Source organism: Actinoplanes sp. NPDC051346 (assembly GCF_040682215.1).
Taxonomy (GTDB): domain Bacteria; phylum Actinomycetota; class Actinomycetes; order Mycobacteriales; family Micromonosporaceae; genus Actinoplanes.
Genome location: NZ_JBFBAJ010000005.1, coordinates 150,834 through 168,341, shown reverse-complemented (window position 1 = coordinate 168,341; position 17,508 = coordinate 150,834). Strand labels below are relative to the sequence as shown.

Annotated in this window: 17 protein-coding genes; 6 read left to right on the top strand and 11 right to left on the bottom strand. The window is 71.0% G+C overall.

What is annotated here, in order from left to right; translation table 11 throughout:
- Nucleotides 1-104 precede the first annotated feature (104 nt).
- Genes cofD through AB0M36_RS14825 form a run of 3 tightly spaced genes read left to right on the top strand, consistent with a single transcriptional unit; the run spans nucleotide 105 to nucleotide 2,643 of the window.
- On the top strand, nucleotides 105-1,061 hold the full coding sequence (cofD, locus tag AB0M36_RS14835; protein WP_364157007.1) for a 2-phospho-L-lactate transferase: 957 nt from the start codon (nucleotides 105-107) through the stop codon (nucleotides 1,059-1,061).
- Nucleotides 1,058-2,077 carry a coenzyme F420-0:L-glutamate ligase gene (locus AB0M36_RS14830; RefSeq protein WP_364157005.1) on the top strand — a complete coding sequence of 340 codons (1,020 nt, stop codon included), beginning with the start codon at nucleotides 1,058-1,060 and terminating at the stop codon, nucleotides 2,075-2,077. Before cofD ends, AB0M36_RS14830 begins: the two co-directional genes overlap by 4 nt.
- On the top strand, nucleotides 2,074-2,643 hold the full coding sequence (locus tag AB0M36_RS14825; protein WP_364157002.1) for an NUDIX hydrolase: 570 nt from the start codon (nucleotides 2,074-2,076) through the stop codon (nucleotides 2,641-2,643). Before AB0M36_RS14830 ends, AB0M36_RS14825 begins: the two co-directional genes overlap by 4 nt.
- Here the strand turns inward: AB0M36_RS14825 and AB0M36_RS14820 are convergent.
- Entirely contained in the window at nucleotides 2,634-3,746 is a 1,113-nt protein-coding gene (locus AB0M36_RS14820) for a sugar phosphate nucleotidyltransferase (RefSeq protein WP_364157000.1), read from the bottom strand. The genes AB0M36_RS14825 and AB0M36_RS14820 overlap by 10 nt on opposite strands.
- 22 nt (nucleotides 3,747-3,768) lie before the next feature.
- Nucleotides 3,769-4,914, bottom strand: coding sequence for a glycosyltransferase family 1 protein (locus tag AB0M36_RS14815; RefSeq protein ID WP_364156998.1), 1,146 nt, complete (start codon nucleotides 4,912-4,914; stop codon nucleotides 3,769-3,771).
- 171 nt (nucleotides 4,915-5,085) lie between these two features.
- Here AB0M36_RS14815 and AB0M36_RS14810 point away from each other — a divergent pair, with 171 nt between their 5' ends.
- Nucleotides 5,086-5,802 carry a TIGR03089 family protein gene (locus tag AB0M36_RS14810; protein WP_364156996.1) on the top strand — a complete coding sequence of 239 codons (717 nt, stop codon included), beginning with the start codon at nucleotides 5,086-5,088 and terminating at the stop codon, nucleotides 5,800-5,802.
- On the opposite strand, the gene AB0M36_RS14805 is transcribed toward AB0M36_RS14810, so the two are convergent.
- Together AB0M36_RS14805 and AB0M36_RS14800 are read right to left on the bottom strand one after the other, a co-directional pair.
- Nucleotides 5,803-7,725, bottom strand: a complete 1,923-nt coding sequence (locus tag AB0M36_RS14805; RefSeq protein ID WP_364156994.1) for an acetoacetate--CoA ligase — start codon at nucleotides 7,723-7,725, stop codon at nucleotides 5,803-5,805. It lies immediately after the preceding gene.
- 16 nt (nucleotides 7,726-7,741) lie between these two features.
- Complete coding sequence (locus AB0M36_RS14800; RefSeq protein ID WP_364156991.1) at nucleotides 7,742-8,257, bottom strand: acyl-CoA thioesterase; 516 nt, start codon at nucleotides 8,255-8,257, stop codon at nucleotides 7,742-7,744.
- A 50-nt stretch (nucleotides 8,258-8,307) separates the two neighbouring features.
- On the opposite strand from AB0M36_RS14800, the gene AB0M36_RS14795 reads away from it, so the two are divergent.
- Entirely contained in the window at nucleotides 8,308-9,303 is a 996-nt protein-coding gene (locus AB0M36_RS14795) for a hypothetical protein (RefSeq protein WP_364156988.1), read from the top strand.
- Between the two features lie 141 nt (nucleotides 9,304-9,444).
- Nucleotides 9,445-9,861 carry a response regulator gene (locus AB0M36_RS14790; protein WP_364156985.1) on the top strand — a complete coding sequence of 139 codons (417 nt, stop codon included), beginning with the start codon at nucleotides 9,445-9,447 and terminating at the stop codon, nucleotides 9,859-9,861.
- 18 nt (nucleotides 9,862-9,879) lie between these two features.
- On the opposite strand, the gene AB0M36_RS14785 is transcribed toward AB0M36_RS14790, so the two are convergent.
- The 7 genes from AB0M36_RS14785 to AB0M36_RS14755 all read right to left on the bottom strand — a co-directional run bounded on the left by AB0M36_RS14785 (nucleotide 9,880) and on the right by AB0M36_RS14755 (nucleotide 17,425).
- Nucleotides 9,880-10,809, bottom strand: a complete 930-nt coding sequence (locus AB0M36_RS14785) for an AraC family transcriptional regulator (RefSeq protein WP_364156982.1) — start codon at nucleotides 10,807-10,809, stop codon at nucleotides 9,880-9,882.
- A 40-nt stretch (nucleotides 10,810-10,849) separates the two neighbouring features.
- Nucleotides 10,850-11,686: an NmrA family NAD(P)-binding protein gene (locus tag AB0M36_RS14780; RefSeq protein ID WP_364156979.1), complete on the bottom strand. Its 837-nt coding sequence runs from the start codon at nucleotides 11,684-11,686 to the stop codon at nucleotides 10,850-10,852.
- 48 nt (nucleotides 11,687-11,734) lie between these two features.
- Nucleotides 11,735-12,514, bottom strand: a complete 780-nt coding sequence (locus tag AB0M36_RS14775) for a 4'-phosphopantetheinyl transferase superfamily protein (RefSeq protein WP_364156976.1) — start codon at nucleotides 12,512-12,514, stop codon at nucleotides 11,735-11,737.
- Between the two features lie 12 nt (nucleotides 12,515-12,526).
- Nucleotides 12,527-13,504: an ATP-binding cassette domain-containing protein gene (locus AB0M36_RS14770; RefSeq protein WP_364156973.1), complete on the bottom strand. Its 978-nt coding sequence runs from the start codon at nucleotides 13,502-13,504 to the stop codon at nucleotides 12,527-12,529.
- Nucleotides 13,501-13,716 (bottom strand): MbtH family protein, encoded by a 216-nt coding sequence (locus AB0M36_RS14765; RefSeq protein WP_364156970.1) that lies wholly within the window; start codon nucleotides 13,714-13,716, stop codon nucleotides 13,501-13,503. Before AB0M36_RS14765 ends, AB0M36_RS14770 begins: the two co-directional genes overlap by 4 nt.
- A gap of 149 nt (nucleotides 13,717-13,865) precedes the next feature.
- A complete protein-coding gene (locus tag AB0M36_RS14760; protein ID WP_364156967.1) occupies nucleotides 13,866-16,076 on the bottom strand; it encodes an MMPL family transporter in 2,211 nt (736 codons plus the stop codon).
- A 110-nt stretch (nucleotides 16,077-16,186) separates the two neighbouring features.
- Nucleotides 16,187-17,425, bottom strand: coding sequence for a sensor domain-containing protein (locus tag AB0M36_RS14755; protein ID WP_364156964.1), 1,239 nt, complete (start codon nucleotides 17,423-17,425; stop codon nucleotides 16,187-16,189).
- Nucleotides 17,426-17,508: the final 83 nt, after the last annotated feature.

Genomic DNA, 17,508 nt, shown 5'->3' with positions numbered 1-17,508 from the left:
CTGACGATGCTCGGGGGGCAGTCGGCTCAGCCTAGACCCGAAACGCACGTCACACCCACGACCCGGAGGCCACGGATCCGAGCACCGTACGCGAGGATGGTCGGATGCGGATCGTGGTCCTGACCGGGGGGATCGGCGGAGCCCGGTTCCTGATGGGTGTGCGCGCGTACGCGCGAGACGTCGGTGCCGACGTCACGGCGGTGGTGAATGTCGGTGACGACGTGCGCATGCACGGCTTGCGGATCTGTCCCGACCTCGACAGCGTCATGTACACACTGGGCGGCGCGGCCGACCCCGGCCGGGGCTGGGGACGCGTCGGCGAGAGCTGGGTGATCAAGGAGGAGCTGGCGAAGTACGGCGCCGAGCCCGGCTGGTTCGGTCTCGGTGACAAGGACGTCGCCACGCACCTCGTCCGCACCACGATGCTCAACGCCGGCTATCCGCTGTCGCAGGTGACCGCCGCGCTCTGCGACCGGTGGCAGCCGGGGATCACGCTGCTGCCCGCGACCGACGACCGGCTCGAGACCCACGTGGTCGCCGACGTCGACGGCGAGCGCAAGGCGATCCACTTCCAGGAGTGGTGGGTGCGCTACCGCGGGAACGTGCCGACGCACCGGTTCGTCTTCGTCGGCGCGGAGGCCGCCAAGCCCGCCGCCGGGGTGCTGGAGGCCGTGGCGGGCGCCGATGTGGTGCTCGTGGCGCCGTCGAACCCGGTTGTGTCGGTCGCGCCGATTCTGGCCGTACCGACGCTGAAGGAGGCCTTGGTGGACGGCCCGGCGCCGGTCGTCGGGGTGTCGCCGATCATCGGTGGCGCGCCGGTGCGGGGCATGGCCGACCGCTGCCTGGCCACGCTCGGCGTCGAGGTCAGCGCGGCCGGGGTGGGCGGCCTCTATGGCGCCCGGTCGGACGGCGGACTGCTCGACGGCTGGCTGGTGGACAGCGCGGACGCCGGCGTCGAGATGCCCGGGGTCCGCACCCGGGCGGTGCCGCTGTGGATGACGGACGAGGAGGCGACCCGCTCGATGGTCGTGTCCGCGCTGGAGCTGGCGGGGGTCTCATGATGGACGGCCTGGAGATTTTGCCGGTGCGCGGCATCGGCGACGTGACGGCCGGGGACGACCTGGCCGAGCTGATCACCCGCGCCGCGCCGTGGCTGCGTGACGGTGACGTCCTCGTGGTGACCAGCAAGATCGTTTCCAAGGCGGAGGGTCGGCTGGTCGAGGTGCCCGCCGACGGGCCGGAACGCGAGGCAGCCAGGGCCGAGGTGCTGGCGTCGCAGACCCGCCGGGTGGTGGCCCGGCGCGGGCCGACCGCCATCGTGCAGACCCACCACGGCTTCGTGATGGCGGCGGCCGGGATCGACGCGTCCAACGTCGACAAGACGCACCTGGTGCTGCTGCCGGAGTCGCCGGACGACTCGGCCCGGCGGCTGCACGCGGCGCTGACGGCGCGCGGCCTGCACGTGGGGGTCATCGTCTCGGACACGATGGGCCGGACCTGGCGCAACGGGCTCACCGACGTGGCGCTCGGCGCCGCGGGGATCGAGCCGTTCCGCGACCATCGCGGCGAGATCGATCCCTACGGCAACGAGCTCGAGCTCACCCAGATGGCGGTGATCGACGAGCTCGCGGCCGCCGGCGAGCTGGTGAAGGGCAAGTGCGACCAGGTGCCGGTCGCCGTCGTGCGCGGCTATCCGGGCGCGGGCGCGGCGCCGACCCCGGGCGCGAGCGCGCTGCTGCGCGACGCGGCCAGCGACATGTTTTCTTTGGGTACGGCCGAAGCACACGCCGAGGGACTCCGCACGGCCGCCACGCTGCCGCAGACCGAGAACCACGGCCCGGCGGACGCCGAGGCGGTGCGGCGCGCGATCACCACGGCCGGCCTCGACGACGCGGTGGCCGTGCCGTCGCCGCAGACCCTGCGCTGCACCGCCACGGACACCACGCCGGCCGGACTGATGCGCTTCGGCGCGGACGTGCACCGGCTCCGCTCGGCGCTGGCGGCGGAGGGGCTGGGGTCCGCGGTCGCCTACGACGAGGCCGGCGCCACCGTGGCCGTCTCGGCGGCGACGCCGTGACCCTCTACGACGACGCCCTCGGCGTTCTCAAGGACTGGCGGGCAACCTCGGAGCCGGCCGACACCGCCCGCGCGCACACGATCGAGCTGCTCGGCGCGGGTCCGGTGGCGATGACCCGGGCCCACCGGCCGGGTCACGTGACCGCCAGCACGCTCATCGTCGACGAGCGCCGCCGCGTGCTGCTCTGCCTGCACGGCCGGCTCGGTCTGTGGATGCAGGTGGGCGGCCACTGCGAGCCCGGCGACGCCTCGCTGGCGGCGGCCGCGCTGCGCGAGGCGACCGAGGAGTCCGGCATCGTTGGCCTGCGCCTGGATCCGGAGCCGATCGACGTGGAGGTGCACGCTGTGCGCTGCGCCCCGGCCGACGGGCAGTCGGCGGAGGCGTCCTGGCACCACGATGTTCGGTTTCTCGCGGTCTGCCCGCCGGGCGCCGTCGAGCAGATCAGCGACGAGTCGGCGGAGCTGGGCTGGTTCTCCGCGGACGCGCTGCCGTCCCCGCTGGCGGACGGGGTGGTGCAACAGCTCGCCCCCGCCTTCGCCAGGCTGGGGAACGCCGGTCAGATGTAGTTGAGCTCGCCCTTTTCCTTGAGCTCGTCGACGATCGACTTGACCTCCTGGGCGCGGTCGCGCGGGCAGACCAGGACCGCGTCCGGGGTGTCCACCACGATCAGGTCGCGGACGCCGAGCGCCGCGACCAGGCGGCCCGAGTTGGGGACCACCACGAGGTTCTCGGTCTCGCGCAGGATCACGCCCGGCTTCCCCAGCGCCTCCTGGCCGACGATGACGTTGCCCGCGTGGTCGGAGGCGAGCACCTCGCCGAGGGTGTGGAAGTCGCCGACGTCGTTCCAGCCGAAGTCGCCGGGGACCGTGCCGACCCGGCCGACCGCCGCCGCGCCCTCCATCACCGCGTAGTCGACCGAGATGCGCGGCAGCGTCTGCCACACCTCGCCGAGCACCTCCTCGCGCGACGGGGACTCCCAGGCCTGGGCGATCCGGGAGATGCCCGCGTGCAGCTGCGGCTGCTGCCGGGCCAGCTCCGCGAGGAACACGTCGACCCGCCAGACGAACATTCCCGCGTTCCACAGGTAGGTGCCGGACTTGACGTAGCTCTCGGCCACGTCGTACGACGGCTTCTCCTTGAACTCCTCGACCGCGAGGACGCCGTCGCCGACCGGGCCGCCGCACTGGACGTAGCCGTATCCGGTCTCGGGGCGCGTCGGCGTGATGCCGAGCGTCATGAGCAGGCCCTGCCGGGCGCCGGCCATCGCCTGCTCGATCACCTTGACGAAGCGCTCGCCGTCGGCGATGAGGTGGTCGGCCGCGAAGGCGCCCATCACGGCCTCCGGCTCGCGGCGGGCGATCACGGCCGCGGCCAGGGCGATGGCCGCGCACGAGTCGCGCGGCGAGGGCTCGATGAGGATGTTCTCCTCCGGCACGGCGGTGAGCTGGCGCGACACGGCCGCGGCGTGCGCCACGCCGGTCACGACGTAGACCTGGGAGCAGTCGGTGAGGGGCAGCAGCCGCTCCACGGTCGCCTGCAGCAGTGACGCGTCGGTGCCGGTCAGCGGGTGAAGAAACTTCGGGTGCCCGGCGCGCGACAGCGGCCATAGGCGGGTACCACTGCCACCTGCGGGAATGACGGCGTACAGCCGGCCCGATTTTTCGTCCATGTGCACGGAGTGTAACGAACGATTACGCCGCCACGCGGTTCCAGGTCGCGACATGCACCTCGGCGCTGGATGCCCAGCTGAACTCCTTGGCCCGGTCGAAGCCCGCCTTGGCGAGGGTGAGCCGCCGGGCCTCGTCGTGCAGCAGATCGGCGAGATCGGCCGCGATCCGGTCCGCGTCCTCGGTCGTATACGCCACCGCGTCGCCGCCGACCTCGGGCAGGGACAGCCGCGGCGTGGTCAGCACCGGCGTGGCGCAGGCCATCGCCTCGAGGATCGGCAGGCCGAAGCCCTCGCCGAAGGACGGGTAACAGGCCACCAGCGCGCCGCCGAGGAAGCCGGGCAGGTCCGCATAGCGCAGGTAGCCGGGGCGCAGCAGCCGCAGGTGGTTGGGCACCTCGGCGACCGCGCGGTCGATGTCGTCGTCGTGGCCCTGGCCACCGGCGATGACGAGGGCCGGCGGATGCGGCCAGTCGACGACCGCGCGGGCCCAGCCGCGGATCAGGTTGGGCACGTTCTTGCGCGGCTCCTTGGCGCCGAGGAAGGCGACGTAGCCGGCGTCGCCGAGGCCCAGCCGGGCCCGCACGCGCGCCTTCTCCTCGTCGGTCGGCGCGTGGAACGCGGACTGGTCGACGCCGTGGTAGGCGACGTCGATGCGCGTCGGGTCGGCGTCGAGCAGGCGGATCAGCTCGTCGCGGGTCGCCTTGCTGGGCACGATGACCCGCGCGGCCCGGCGCAATGACGTCTTGATGGCGCTGCGGAAGAAGGTGCGCTTGGTGTTGTCGTAGTGCTCCGGCTCGGTGAAGAAGGTCGCGTCGTGCACGGTCACCGTCACCGGGCAGCCCGCCCGCAGCGGGCAGGTGTAGAAGGGCGAGTGCAGCACCTTGGCGCCCACCTGCTGGCCGAGCAGCGGCAGCCCGGTCTGCTCCCAGGCGAGCCGGGCGGGGCGGTGCGCGACCGCGGACGGCCCGGCGATGACCTCGGCGCTGGGAAGCATGCGGGAGTAACGCTCCGCATCCGAACGCTGGGCCACGACGGCAAGATCGACCCGCTCGGATCCGATCGCGCCGAGGGCACCCAACAGTCCGTCGACGTATCTGCCCACCCCGCCTCGGTCGGCGGGGACGCTCGTAGCGTCGACGAGGACTCGGGGCGGGCGACCGGCGGTCACGTGGCAACTCCTCACATCTGTGGTCCAGACCACTGGCAAGGGTACGCCGCTCGATGCGTGCCGTGTGGACCGCGGCGCCCCCCGACATCTCTTAGTTATGAGCTCTTTCCCAGCTCGTTCCGCGCCGACACCACCTAATCACTGTCAGTAATACGACTATCGTCGGAAACGATGAACGAGACGATTCCAGCGGCCTTCGCGGCCGCGGTGCGCGCGGACCCCACCACTCCCCTGCTGACCTGGTACGACGACGCGACCGGCGACCGCACCGAGCTGTCCGGCGCCACGATGGACAACTGGGTGGCGAAGACGGCGAACCTGCTGGTCGACGGCGCCGGCCTCGGACCGGGCGACTCCGCCGCGGTGCTGCTGCCCCCGCACTGGCAGACCGCGGCGATCCTGCTCGGCACCTGGGCGGCCGGTCCGGCGGTGCACCTCGGACCCGACCCGCGTCCGGTGGACGTGGTGTTCGCCTCCCCCGCCACGGTCGAGGCGGCCGGCACCTGGCCGGCCGGAGACCGCTACGCGACCGGGCTCCTGCCGCTCGCCATGCCGCTACGCCCGGTCCCGTCCGGCTTCGTGGACTACACGATCGAGGTACGCGGCTACGGCGACCGCTTCGTCGCCGTCCAGCCCGTGACGCCGGACGACCCGGCGCTGGGCGCGACGACCCACCGGGAGATCTCGGCGGCGGCGACCGCCCGCGCCCGCGAACTCGGCATCGAGGCGGGCGCCCGGGTCCTGATCGACGCCCGCGCCCACCCCGACCCGCTGGACTGGCTGCTGGCGCCGCTCTCCGTCGGCGCGAGCATCGTCCTGTGCGCGAGCGTGGACCCGGCGGTGATCGAGAAGAGGGTCGCGGCGGAGCAGGTGACCCTCACGCTCTGATCAGGCGTTGCGGCCCTTCGCATACTCCTCGAAGGCCGTCAGCGACTCCGGGTTGGCCAAAGCGCCCTTGGCCGCCGCCCGGTCCGCCGGGGTGCCGGTGAGGATGCGCTTCACGGGCACCTCGAGCTTCTTCGCCGACAGCGTGCGGGGCACCGCCCGTACCTGATGGATCTCGTCGGGGACGTGCCGCGGCGACAGCGCGGCACGCAGCTCTCGCCGGATCCGGTCGCGCAAGGCGTCGTCGAGTTCCAGGCCTTCGGCGAGCACCACGAAGAGCAGCAGCTCATCCTGTTCGTCGAGGTGCACGACGACCGAGTCGGCGATCTCCGAGATGCCCTCCACCACCGAGTAGAACTCGGCGGTGCCCAGCCGCACGCCGCCCCGGTTCAGGGTGGCGTCGGAACGGCCGGTGATCACGCAGCTGCCGTCCTCGCCGATGGTGATCCAGTCGCCGTGCCGCCAGACGCCGGGGAACACGTCGAAGTACGCCTCGAAGTAGCGGCGGCCGTCCGGGTCGTTCCAGAAGCCCACCGGCATGCTCGGCATCGGCGCGGTGATGACCAGCTCCCCCAGCTGACCGATGACCGGCTTGCCCTCCGGGTCGTACGCCTCGACCCGCGACCCGAGGGCCCGGCAGGAGATCACGCCCTCGGTCACCGGCAGCAACGGCGTCCCGCCGACGAAGCCGGTGCACACGTCGGTGCCGCCGGACAGCGACTGCAGTTGCGGGCGGTCGCCGAGCACCTCGTAGATCCAGCGGTAGCCCTCCGGCGGCAGCGGCGCGCCGGTCGAACCCACGCCGCGGATGACGTTCGCCGGGGGCCGCACGCCGGCCTTGCGGCAGGCCAGGATGAACGGTGCGGACGTACCGAAATAGGTGACCCCGGCGTCGGCGGCGAGCCGCCAGAGCGCGCCCAGGTCGGGGTGGCCCGGGTTGCCGTCGTAGAGCACGATCGCCGTGCCGACCACCGGCCCGGAGACCAGGAAGTTCCACATCATCCAGCCGGTGGTGGTGAACCACAGGAAGCGGTCGCCGGGGCCGAGGTCGTGGTGCAGGGCGAGCATCTTCAGGTGCTCGAGCAGGATGCCGCCGTGGCCGTGCACGATCGGCTTCGGCAGGCCGGTGGTCCCGGAGGAATAGAGCACGTAGAGCGGGTGGTCGAACGGCACCGCGGCGAAGGTCAGCGGCTCGTCGCCGTCGAGGCTGGCCCAGTTGCCCTCGGCGTTTTCGGCGTCCAGGTAGGGAATCGTGATCAGGTGCTCGACGCTGGGCAGCGCCTCGCGGATCGCGGCGACCTCGGCCCGCCGGTCGATCGCCTTGTCGCCGTAGCGGTAGCCGTCGACGGCCACCAGCACCCGCGGCTCGATCTGCGTCCACCGGTCGATCACGCTGCGCGAACCGAACTCCGGCGCGCAGGAGGAGAAGATCGCGCCGAGACTCGCCGTCGCCAGCATCAGCACGTAGGTCTCGGGAATGTTCGGGGCGTAGGCCGCCACCCGGTCACCCTCGCCGACGCCCAACCGCCGCAGCCCGGCAGCGACCCTCCGGACCTCCTCGCGCAGCTCCCGGGCGGTGAGGGTGACGGGCTCACGGCTCTGCGAGTACGCGAGAACGACCGGCTCGTCGTCCCCCAGCCCCGGCATCCGCAGCACGTGCTCGGCATAGTTGAGCGTCGCTCCGGGGAACCACCGCGCCCCCGGCATGGCGGCGTCGCCGAGCGTCTCGGTGGGCTCGCTGTGGGCAATGACCTCGAAGTAGTCCCAGATCGCCCGCCAGAAACCGGACAGATCGGTGACCGACCACTCCCACAGCCCGGCGTAGTCGCTGACCTCGACGCCGCGCTCGGCGCGCAGCCAGGTCATGAACCGCCCCATCCGGGAGGTCTCGAGAACGTCCGCCGGAGGCTCCCACAGCACTGTCATCCCGCCACCTTAACGTTCACTCAGCCGGGATCGCCCGGGCGTCCTGGATCGCTTTCCGACGGGCCAGGCGGTGCTCCCGCCGGATGATCGCCTCGCGGAAACGGCGCTCGTCCTCCGGCGTCTCCGGCAGCACCGGGGGCGTCGGTCGCGGCTGACCCGACACGTCGACACCGACGAACACCAGGTAGGCGGTCGCCACGGTGATCGGTTCGCCGTCGGCGGTGTCCCACCGCTCCGCGCTCAGCCGGACGCCGACCTCCATCGAGGTGCTTCCGGTCCAGTTCACCTGCGCGTACGCGTGCACGAGATCGCCCACCCGCACCGGCTCGGCGAACACGATCTCGTCGATCGCCGCCGTCACCGCCGTGCCGCCGCTGTGCCGGGCGGCCGCCGCGCCGGCCACGTCGTCGACGAACTTCATCAGGACGCCGCCGTGCACGGTGCCGTACAGGTTGACGTCCACCGCGGTCATGATCCGGCTCAACGTGACGCGCGAGTGCGAGGTGGGCCGCCCCACCGGCTGGTCACTCATGCCCGTTACGTTAGTTCCTCGCGGTTGTCACCGACGGGTACGGTCCACGCGTGCGTCATCTTCGGTCGATTCTGTATGCGCTGGTGCTGGCCCCCGCGGCATGGATCCTGTGCGGCGTCGGCTTCGACCAGGACCTCACCGGACGCGCCCGCGACAACGGCGGCGTCGAGTCGCTCGGCGGTCCGATGTTGCTGTTGCTGGCCGGGGCGGCGTACGGAATCCTGCTCTTCGCCCCGATCTCCCCGGCGGGGCCGCTCCTGGCCGGCCTCGCCTTCCTCGGCGTCGGCCTCTGGGCCCGAATCGCCCCGGAGGCGTACGCCGGCAGTTGGCCGGCGGACATCACCAAGGACGGCTTCAACGTGAGCACGCCGGGCTACGGGCTGGTCCTGCTGCTGGCGGTGCCGCTGGTGGGCACGGCGCTGAGCGCCCGACGCTGGGCGGGCTACGAGCCGCCGCAGGTGGTGCTGGTGGGCACCATCGGCCGGGCCCGAGGCGCCGCGCCGGTGCCGGGCATGCCGGCTCTGGCGATTCCGCCGCAGCGCATGCCACATCCGGTTTCGCCGGTGGATGACGGGGACGAGAAGACGACTGTGCTGTCCGCGCTGTTCCCGGTCGAATCCACCCAGGACGTGGCGAAATCCGAGGAGCCGACGCGGGATGTCGCCGCGTCCGATGAGCGGACCACCGTGCTGCCCAGCACGGACGGCGAACGAACCACCGTGCTACCCACCGCGGACGACGAACGAACCACCGTGCTGCCCAGCACGGACGGCGAACGAACCACCGTGCTGCGCAGCTCGGACGACGAGCGAACCACCGTGCTGCGCAGCTCGGATGATGAGCGGACGACCCTGCTGCCCAGCTCGGATGATGAGCGGACGACCCTGCTGCCGGCCGGGAATGGCGACAGGACCCAGGTGATCCGGTCGGAGCCGACGGTGGCCGGCCTGGAACGCCCGGCCGACGAGGCGGCGGACGACACCCGGCCGCTCATCCTCCCGTCGCCTCGACCACCGGCCGACGACGAAACCACCCGGCTCCTGTAGCGCTCAAGGAGCTGGCCGAACGTACGTGGCATATCCACCGAAAGGTCTAAGTACCGGGCATTTGCCCCTCACGAGGGCGTGTCGGCCGCAAGGCTGAAGTCGTCATGCGGAAGGGGCTGCGCCTCGAGAAAGGGCCGCGTCATGACCACGCTCCTCATCGCCGAGGATACCGACGACTTACGCATGGTCTTGCAGCGTCTGTTCACGCGCGCCGGGTTTACCGTCCTGGCGGCGGAGAACGGGCAAGCCGCGCTGGAACTCGCGCGCCGGCAGCCTCCTGACGTGGTGCTCACCGACCTGAACATGCCGCAGCTCGACGGGCTGCAGCTGTGTCAGGCGCTGCGTCAGGATCCCGTGCTGCGCGACGTTCCCGTGGCGATTCTCAGCGGCGGGATCCAGCAGGGCGATCCGCGCTTCTCCGATGGGCAGGTTTGCGGGGTTCTGCTCAAGCCGTTCGACAACACCGGTCTCGTCGAGGCCGTGCAACACCTTGCCGAGACCGGCCATCACCAGCACCACAGCGAGTCCTCGACGTGCCCGTACCGGCTCGCGTCCTGACTGTGGGCGGCCTGGACGCTATGAGGGCCGCCGATGCTCCTGCGGGCTCAGGCCCCGGACCCGCTTGAAGGCGGCGCTGAGCGCGAACGCGCTGCCGTACCCGACCTGGCGGGCCACCGCGGCGACGGTCGCGTCCGGCTCGCGGAGCAGGTCGGCGGCGAGGTCCAGGCGCCAGTCCGTCAGGTATTTCATCGGCGACTCGCCAACCAGGGTCGTGAATCGGCGGGCGAACGCCGCCCGGGACGCGCCCACTTTGCCGGCGAGGGTCACGACCGTCCACGGGTACGCCGGGTCGGCGTGCATCAGGCGCAGCGCGGGTCCCACGACCGGATCCTGCTGCGCCCGGTACCAGCCCGGCGTCGTGTCGGCTTCGGCGAGCCAGGAGCGCAGCACCGTGACGAGGAGCAGGTCCAGCAGCCGGTCGAGGACGATCTCCTGACCGAGTTCGTTCTTGGCGATCTCGGCGCCGAGCAGTGCGACGAGTGGCGCCTCCGCGGCGCCGGCGGGGCGGACGAGCAGCGGGGGCAGGGCGCGCAGCAGGCGCTGACTGACCTCGCTGTGCAGTTGGTAGGTGCCGCTCAGCATGATGGCCGCGCCGTCGGCGCTGTCGCCCCAGGTCCGCACCCCGAGGCTCATGTCCTGTGCCATGTCCTCGCCTCGTACGGTGGTGCAGCCCTGCCCCGGATGGATCACGATCTGCACGGGCGTGTCCGGCGCGTCGGCGATCGTGTAGGGCTCCGGCCCGCGAGCGATGGCCACGTCGCCGGGGTGCAGGCGGAGCGGGTGATCGCCGTCGGGCAGAATCCACGCGCTGCCGCGGACCATCGTCACCAGCGAGATCGGTGCCCGATCCTCGATCCGCAGGCACCACGGCGGGTTGAGGATGGAACGGAGCAGGAACGCTCCACGGGCGCGCGGCTGATCCAGCAGCCCGGTGAGGGCATCCACGGCAGCGAGTGTAGACGTCCACGCCAGGGGCGGTCCGGGGTCAGCTCCACACGCCCTGGGCCGCGGTCACTCGGGCGTACTCGGCGAAGTCCTTCGGCCGGCGGCCGAGGGCACGCTGGACGCCGTCGGTGAGGCTGGCGTTGCGCCCGTCGAGGATCTTGTCGAACAGCTCGACGAACTCCGTCGGTTGGCCGTACTCGCGCAGCAGGTCCGCGTACTGTTCGCGGCTGAGCCGGACATAGTGGATCTCTCGACCGGTGGCCCTGGAAAGCTCGTCGGCGACGTCCGCGAAGGTCAGCAGGCGGGGCCCGGTCAGCTCGTAGACCTGGCCGGCGTGGCCGTGCCCGGTGAGTGCCGCGACCGCGACATCGGCGATGTCGTCGGCGTCGACGAACGGCTCGGGCGCGTCGCCGGCCGGCAGGGCGATCTCACCGGCCAGGACGGGGTCGAGGAAGAAGCTCTCGCTGAAGTTCTGGTTGAACCAACTGCATCGCACGACCGTCCAGGCGACACCGGCGCCCTGCACGACCTTCTCGGCTTCCCGGGCCGCCTCCTCGCCGCGGCCGGAGAGCAGCACCAGGCGTTCGACGCCCGCGTCGACCGCGAGCTTGCAGAGGCTGGCGATGGACTCCACCGCACCGGGGAAGGCCAGGTCCGGGTAGTAGGAGATGTAGACGCCGCCGACCCCGTCGAGGGCGGTCGGCCAGGTGGCCTGGTCTTCCCAGTCGAAAGGCGGCTGGGCGGAGCGCGATCCGACGCGCACGTCGCGACCGGCGTCCGCCAGCCGTCGCACCACGCGGCTGCCGGTCTTGCCGGTGCCGCCGATGACGAGGATGGGCTTGCTTGCTCTGCTGTCTGCGGAAGCGGTATCGATCATGACACCAAGTCAACCGGGACGACCGGAGACGAACCATAGTTGGAAGTCTCAGGTGCATACGCGGTCGTCTTCGGCCCCCGCGTGAAGCTCACGCAGGGTCGCGAGGATCAGCCGGCTCCCGTCGGGATCCAGTGCGCCGCTCAGTTGGTGCTCCGTTACCCGCACCCGGTCGGCACCGATGACCGCGGCCGCCGCCGCGTATCCCGGCCCCGCGCCGACGAGGTCGGCCAGCGCGACCGGCCGGTTGTCGGGTCGCCTCGTCCAGTCGAGCAGTCTTGCCGGCGCGTCGTGAGCCGACACCGTGACGGACGACATGGGCAGCGCCAACCCGTGACCGGATGCCTTCAACAAGGCCTCTTTGCGACACCAGTACCGCCCGAAGGCGGCGCGCCGCGCCCGCGGTGGCACCGTCGCGAACCGCAGGGCCTCCGGGCCGGAAAGAACGCGGTCGGCGAGGCTCTCGTGCCGGACGCGACGCAGTTCCTGCACGTCGAGGCCGACCTCGCCGGCCACGCAGACGAGAAGTGCCACCCGGTCCGCGGAGTGCGATACGGAAAAGCTCGCCGCGAGGCCGGGCACGTACGGCTTGCCGTGCTCGCGTCCACAGTGGCGGCAGTCCAGCTCGACCCGCACCGCCGCGGCCGGGCGGCTGAGCAGGTGACCGGCCGTCATGCGCAGCAACGCCCGCCCCGTCACGAGCCGTGCCCGGTCGGCCGGCTCCCGGTACCCGCCGTACCGGTGCCGCTCCCGCTCGTCGAGGAGGTCGCGCAGCTCCGGGCGGTCGACCGGGGCCGCCCAGAGGACGACGCCGCGCGCCGCGCTTGCCATCATGTCGATCCGTCAGACCCCTACGCTCTGGTCCGCGGACCGCGACGCGTCGCCGGTGAGTTGGAGGAACACGTCATCGAGGGTCGGGCGGCGCAACGCGAATCCGGTCACCTCGAGGTTGTGACTCCGCAGCTGCTCCACCGCCAGGGAGATGCCGTCGAGCCCACCCTGGATCGGCACCGACACGGTGCCCTTGTGCTCGTCGACGGTCGACCCGGACACGCTGATCCGCTCCAGCGCCGTACGCACCGCCGCCAGCTGGGACGGATTGCCGACGCCGACCTCGAGGCGTTCCCCGCCCACCCGCCGCTTCAACTGCTCGGCGGTTCCCTCGGCGATGACCCGGCCGTCCGCGATGACGGCGATGCGATCGGCCAGCTCGTCCGCTTCCTCGAGGTACTGGGTGGTCAGCAGCACGGTGATGCCACCGGCGACGAGTTCCCGCACGATCGCCCAGAGACCGATCCGGCTGGCCGGATCGAGCCCGGTCGTCGGCTCGTCGAGAAACAGGACGGAGGGTTCGCCGACCAGGCAGGCGGCCAGGTCCAGGCGGCGGCGCATACCGCCCGAGTACGTGCGCGCCGGTCGGTCCGCCGCGTCGCTCAGGTTGAAGCGTTCCAGCAGTTCGGCGGCGCGGTCGCGGGCCCCGCGCCGGCCCAGGTGCAACAGGGTCCCGATCAGAACGAGGTTCTCGCGCCCGGTCAGTTGCTCGTCCACCGCGGCGTACTGGCCGGTGAGGCCGATCCGCCGGCGCGCCTGCCGGGCTTCGCGCACCACGTCGAAGCCGGCCACGGTCGCCGATCCCCCGTCGGGAGTCAGCAACGTCGACAGGATTCGGACGGTGGTGGTCTTACCGGCGCCGTTCGGGCCGAGCAGTCCGAGTACGGTGCCCTGGGGGACGCTCAAGTCGATGCCGCGAAGGGCCTCGTGATCGCGGTACCTCTTGCGAAGCCCCTTGACCTCGATCGCCGTCTCGTCTCGGATGCTCATGTGGTGGGCAGGCCCTGTCCGGCGATGCTGCGCGGCCGAAGGTCCGTCCAGTTGGCGTCGACGTACGCCGTTGCCGTCGACCGATCGGCTCCTTCGAGCCGCACCGACCAGCCGGCCGGCACCGCCGCGAAGCTCGGCCACAGGCTGTGCTGGCCCTCACCGTTGGCGAGGACGTGGAAGGTGCCGTCCGGGTCGTCGAAAGGGTTGGTCACGAAAGACTCCCTGGCTGTGATTTGCGGGTGCCGACGGTGAAAGTCTGAGCGGGCGGGCTGACCTGCGGCTGACGAAACACTGATCCATCAAGTGACACAGGTCCATCAGGTGGCACGGGCCGGCAGCACCGGCCCGTGCCACCCTTGGGTCACACGGTGACCAGAGCGGGGGACTCCGGGCCCGGTGACAGCGGATCGGCTTGCGGCGGGTCCTGCCGTCGCCGCAGGCCCGGCCACCAGTTCGACTTGCCGAGCAGCGACATCATGGCGGGCAGCACCACGATCCGAATGATCGTGGCGTCCAACACGATGGCGGCCGCCAGGCCGACACCGATCTGCTTGAGTTCGATGAAGCTGAGCGTGCCGAAGATGGAGAAGACCGCGACCATGACCACCGCGGCGCTCGTCACCACCCCGGCGGTGCGGGCGATCCCGGAGGCCACCGCGTTGCGGGTCGTCATTCCGGACATCGCCTCCTCGCGAATGCGGGTGACGACGAAGACGTGATAGTCGAGCGACAGCCCGGAGAGGACGACGAACAACAGCATCGGGACCCACGACACCACGTGCCCGGTCGACTTGAAGGACAGGATGTCCTCGGCCCAGGTGCCCTCGAACACCAGGCACAGCAGGCCGAACGAGGCAGCGCTGGACAGCAGGTTGAGCAGCACCGTGGTGAGGCCGATGACGACCGATCGGAACGCGATCAGCATCACCAGGAAGGTCAGCGCGAGAACCGCGCCGACGACCAGGGGCAGCTTGTCCTTCAGGTTGGCGGTGTAGTCCATATCGGAGGAAGCCTCGCCACCCACGGCGTACGAGGCGCCCGAGATGGTGCCCACCGTCGCCGGCACCAGGTCGTCGCGGAGTCGATGCACCGCCTGACGCGCCTGCTCGGAGTCCGACTCGTACGGGGTGCTGAGCACCAGAACCCCGGTCGTGTCGTCGGCGGAGAAGCGGGTCTCGGGATCGATGTCGCCGGCGAACAACGGGTCCTGCCTGGCGCGGTCGGCCAGTGCCGTCAGCTGTGATCGCAGCGCCCGCGTCTCTCCGCCCGGGACCTCGGTTGCCACCAGCACGGTGTTGCCGGAGGACGGGAAGTGCTCGTGCACCCGGTCGTAGCTCTGCATCGTCGTCAGCGACCGGGGGAAGTCGTCGATCTGCGTCGACTTGAGATCCATGCTCAGCGCCGGGTACGCCAGGGCCAGCAAAGCACCGACAGAGAGAATCAGCGAGATCACCGGGTGACGCAGGACGGGCCGCAGCATGGCGTTCCACAGTCGCGGGCTCGCGTTGGGGCGCTTCTTGCGCTTCAGGCGGCGCATGAAGCGCGAACCGGGACGGTCCAGGCGCGGCCCGATCTTGGCGAGGAGTGCCGGCAGAACCGTCACGGATGCCAGCACCGCGACGGCGACGACCAGGATCGCGCCGGTGCCGAGCGACCGGAAGACGATGTCGTCGGCCAGGTACAGCGCCGCCAGGGACAGGACCGCCGCGATACCGGACACGACGACCGCGTGGCCGGAGGTGGCCGCGGCGATCTCGACAGCGTCCACGTTGTCCCTGCCCGCCTGCTTTTCCTCTCGGTAGCGACGCAGGTAGAACAGCGAATAGTCGACGCCGACGGCCATGCCCATCAGGACGATGATGTCCGGAACCATGCCGGGATCCGGGACCAGGTGGGACACCAGCGTCCAGAGACCGAGAACCGAGCCGACCGCCGACAGAGCCAGGAGCACCGGCACGCCGGCCATCACGAACGAGCCGAAGGCGAGCACCAGGATGGCCAACGTCACCGGCACACTGATCGTGGTGGCCTTGGCGATGTCCTTGCCGATCCATTCCTGGAACTCGTTGGTGATGGAGGCCGAACCGGCCTGATCGAAGCGCAGGCCGGGGTGGGACCGTCGCGCCTCGGCGGTCACCGTCTCGATGGCCTCGACCCGAGTGTTGGCGGTGTCCGCGTCGCCCTTCATCCGTACCCGGAGCAGGAGAGCCTTGCCGTCGGCGGCCGGCAACGGCTCCGCCACCGTTTCGACCTCCGAGAGCGCGCCGAGGCGACTCTTCAGGTCGGTCACGGCCTTGGCCGCCGGCTCCTTCGCCAGCGCGCCGCCACCGGGCATCGTGATGAGGATGTTCTCGACGGCCGGATCCCGCAGCGAGCCCTCCTCGATGATCCGGGCCGCCGCGGCGGATTCGCCGACCAGCAGCTCCGCCTCCGTCGCCTGACGCTTCTGGGTGCCGGATCCGGCGGCGATCGTGACCGCCACGAAAAGCAACCACAAAAGCGTCGCCTTCCACGGATGTGCCGCACTCCATCCGGCGAGTCGCGCGGTCAGAGACACTTTCTTTTTCGGCATGACAAACCTTTCGCAGCGCAGCATCGACCCACCACGGATCCATGAATGCGGAAGATTGATTTCCGACCGCGGTCGGAAGAATAAGTCAGAGGAAACGAGAGGCGGCGTTCTCAGCCGACCTGTGCGGGTTCACACGGAACCTCGACGGAGATGGACGTCGGCCCGCCGATCGGGCTCAGGACCGTGATATATCCGTCGAAGGGCAGCAGCCGCCGTTCGACACCGCGAATTCCCGTTCCCTTGTCGGGATCCACGCCGCCGACGCCGTCGTCGTGAACGGTCACCCGCAGCCATCCGTCGGAATGCGCCATCGTGACGCTGATGGTCTGCGCCCCGGCGTATTTCACGGCGTTGTTCAGCAGCTCCGACACGACGAAGTAGACGGCCGACTCGACCGGCGGCGGGAGCCGTCGTGCCAGGGAGGCCTCGACCTCGGTCCGTACCGGAAGGTCCAGGGCAAGCGCCTTGACCGCGTCCGCGAGACCGCGGTCGGCCAGTACCGGCGGGTGGATGCCCCGCACCAGGTCGCGAATCTCGCGCAGTGCCGTCGCCGAGCTGTTCTTCGCCTCGGTGACCAGGGCCCGAGCCGCCTCCGGATTGCGGTCCAGCAGCGCCTCGGCCGCGGACAACGTCATGCCCATCGCGACCAGCCGGGACTGGGCGCCGTCATGCAGGTCACGCTCGATGCGGCTCAGCTCCACGGCACGCTGCTCGACCGCGTCCGACCGGGACGACGTGAGGCTCTCGACCCGGTACGTCAGCGCGGACCGCGACAACCCGCCCAGCATGCGGCGGACCCACCGACCGTGCACCCGCAGCAGCGCCCGGCCCAGAAGCAGGCCGATGACGATCTCGATGGCGCCGACGACGGCGGCCAGCCACGCGGTGCCCTGACTGACCAGCGGGATGAAGGTGAACCAGCTGTTCTCCCAGCCCCAGGTCTCGGTGACCGTACGCCACATGAACGGCATGAGCAGGCCCCAGACGCCCTCGACGATCGCCACCGCCGGCAGGAAGCCCAGCACCGGCCCCACGAACGGGTTGACGAGCAGCCAGCGCAGGTCCCGCCAGGTCTCGGGGTCACCGAGCATCCGGTACGAACGCCGGACCATGCCCGACGCGCCGGTGGTCCCCGACAGTGCCCGGTACTGTGCCGGTTCGACCCGGACCCCGGACCACCGCAGGGCCAGACGACGCTGCACGGCGGTCAGCCCACGGGCCCCCGCGAGCGCTCCCGGCAGCAGGAAGAGACCCAGACCGATCGGGGCCAGCACCACACACAAGCTCACCCACAGCACCAACAGCGCCTCGGTCAGCGCAAGTCCGGTCAGGGCGACTCCCCGAAGCACGCAGACGCCGGCGCTACCGGTCCTACCGTGTGTGTCTTCTCGACCCAAGCGCTCGTCCACTGCCTGCCCACTTTCTGTCGGAA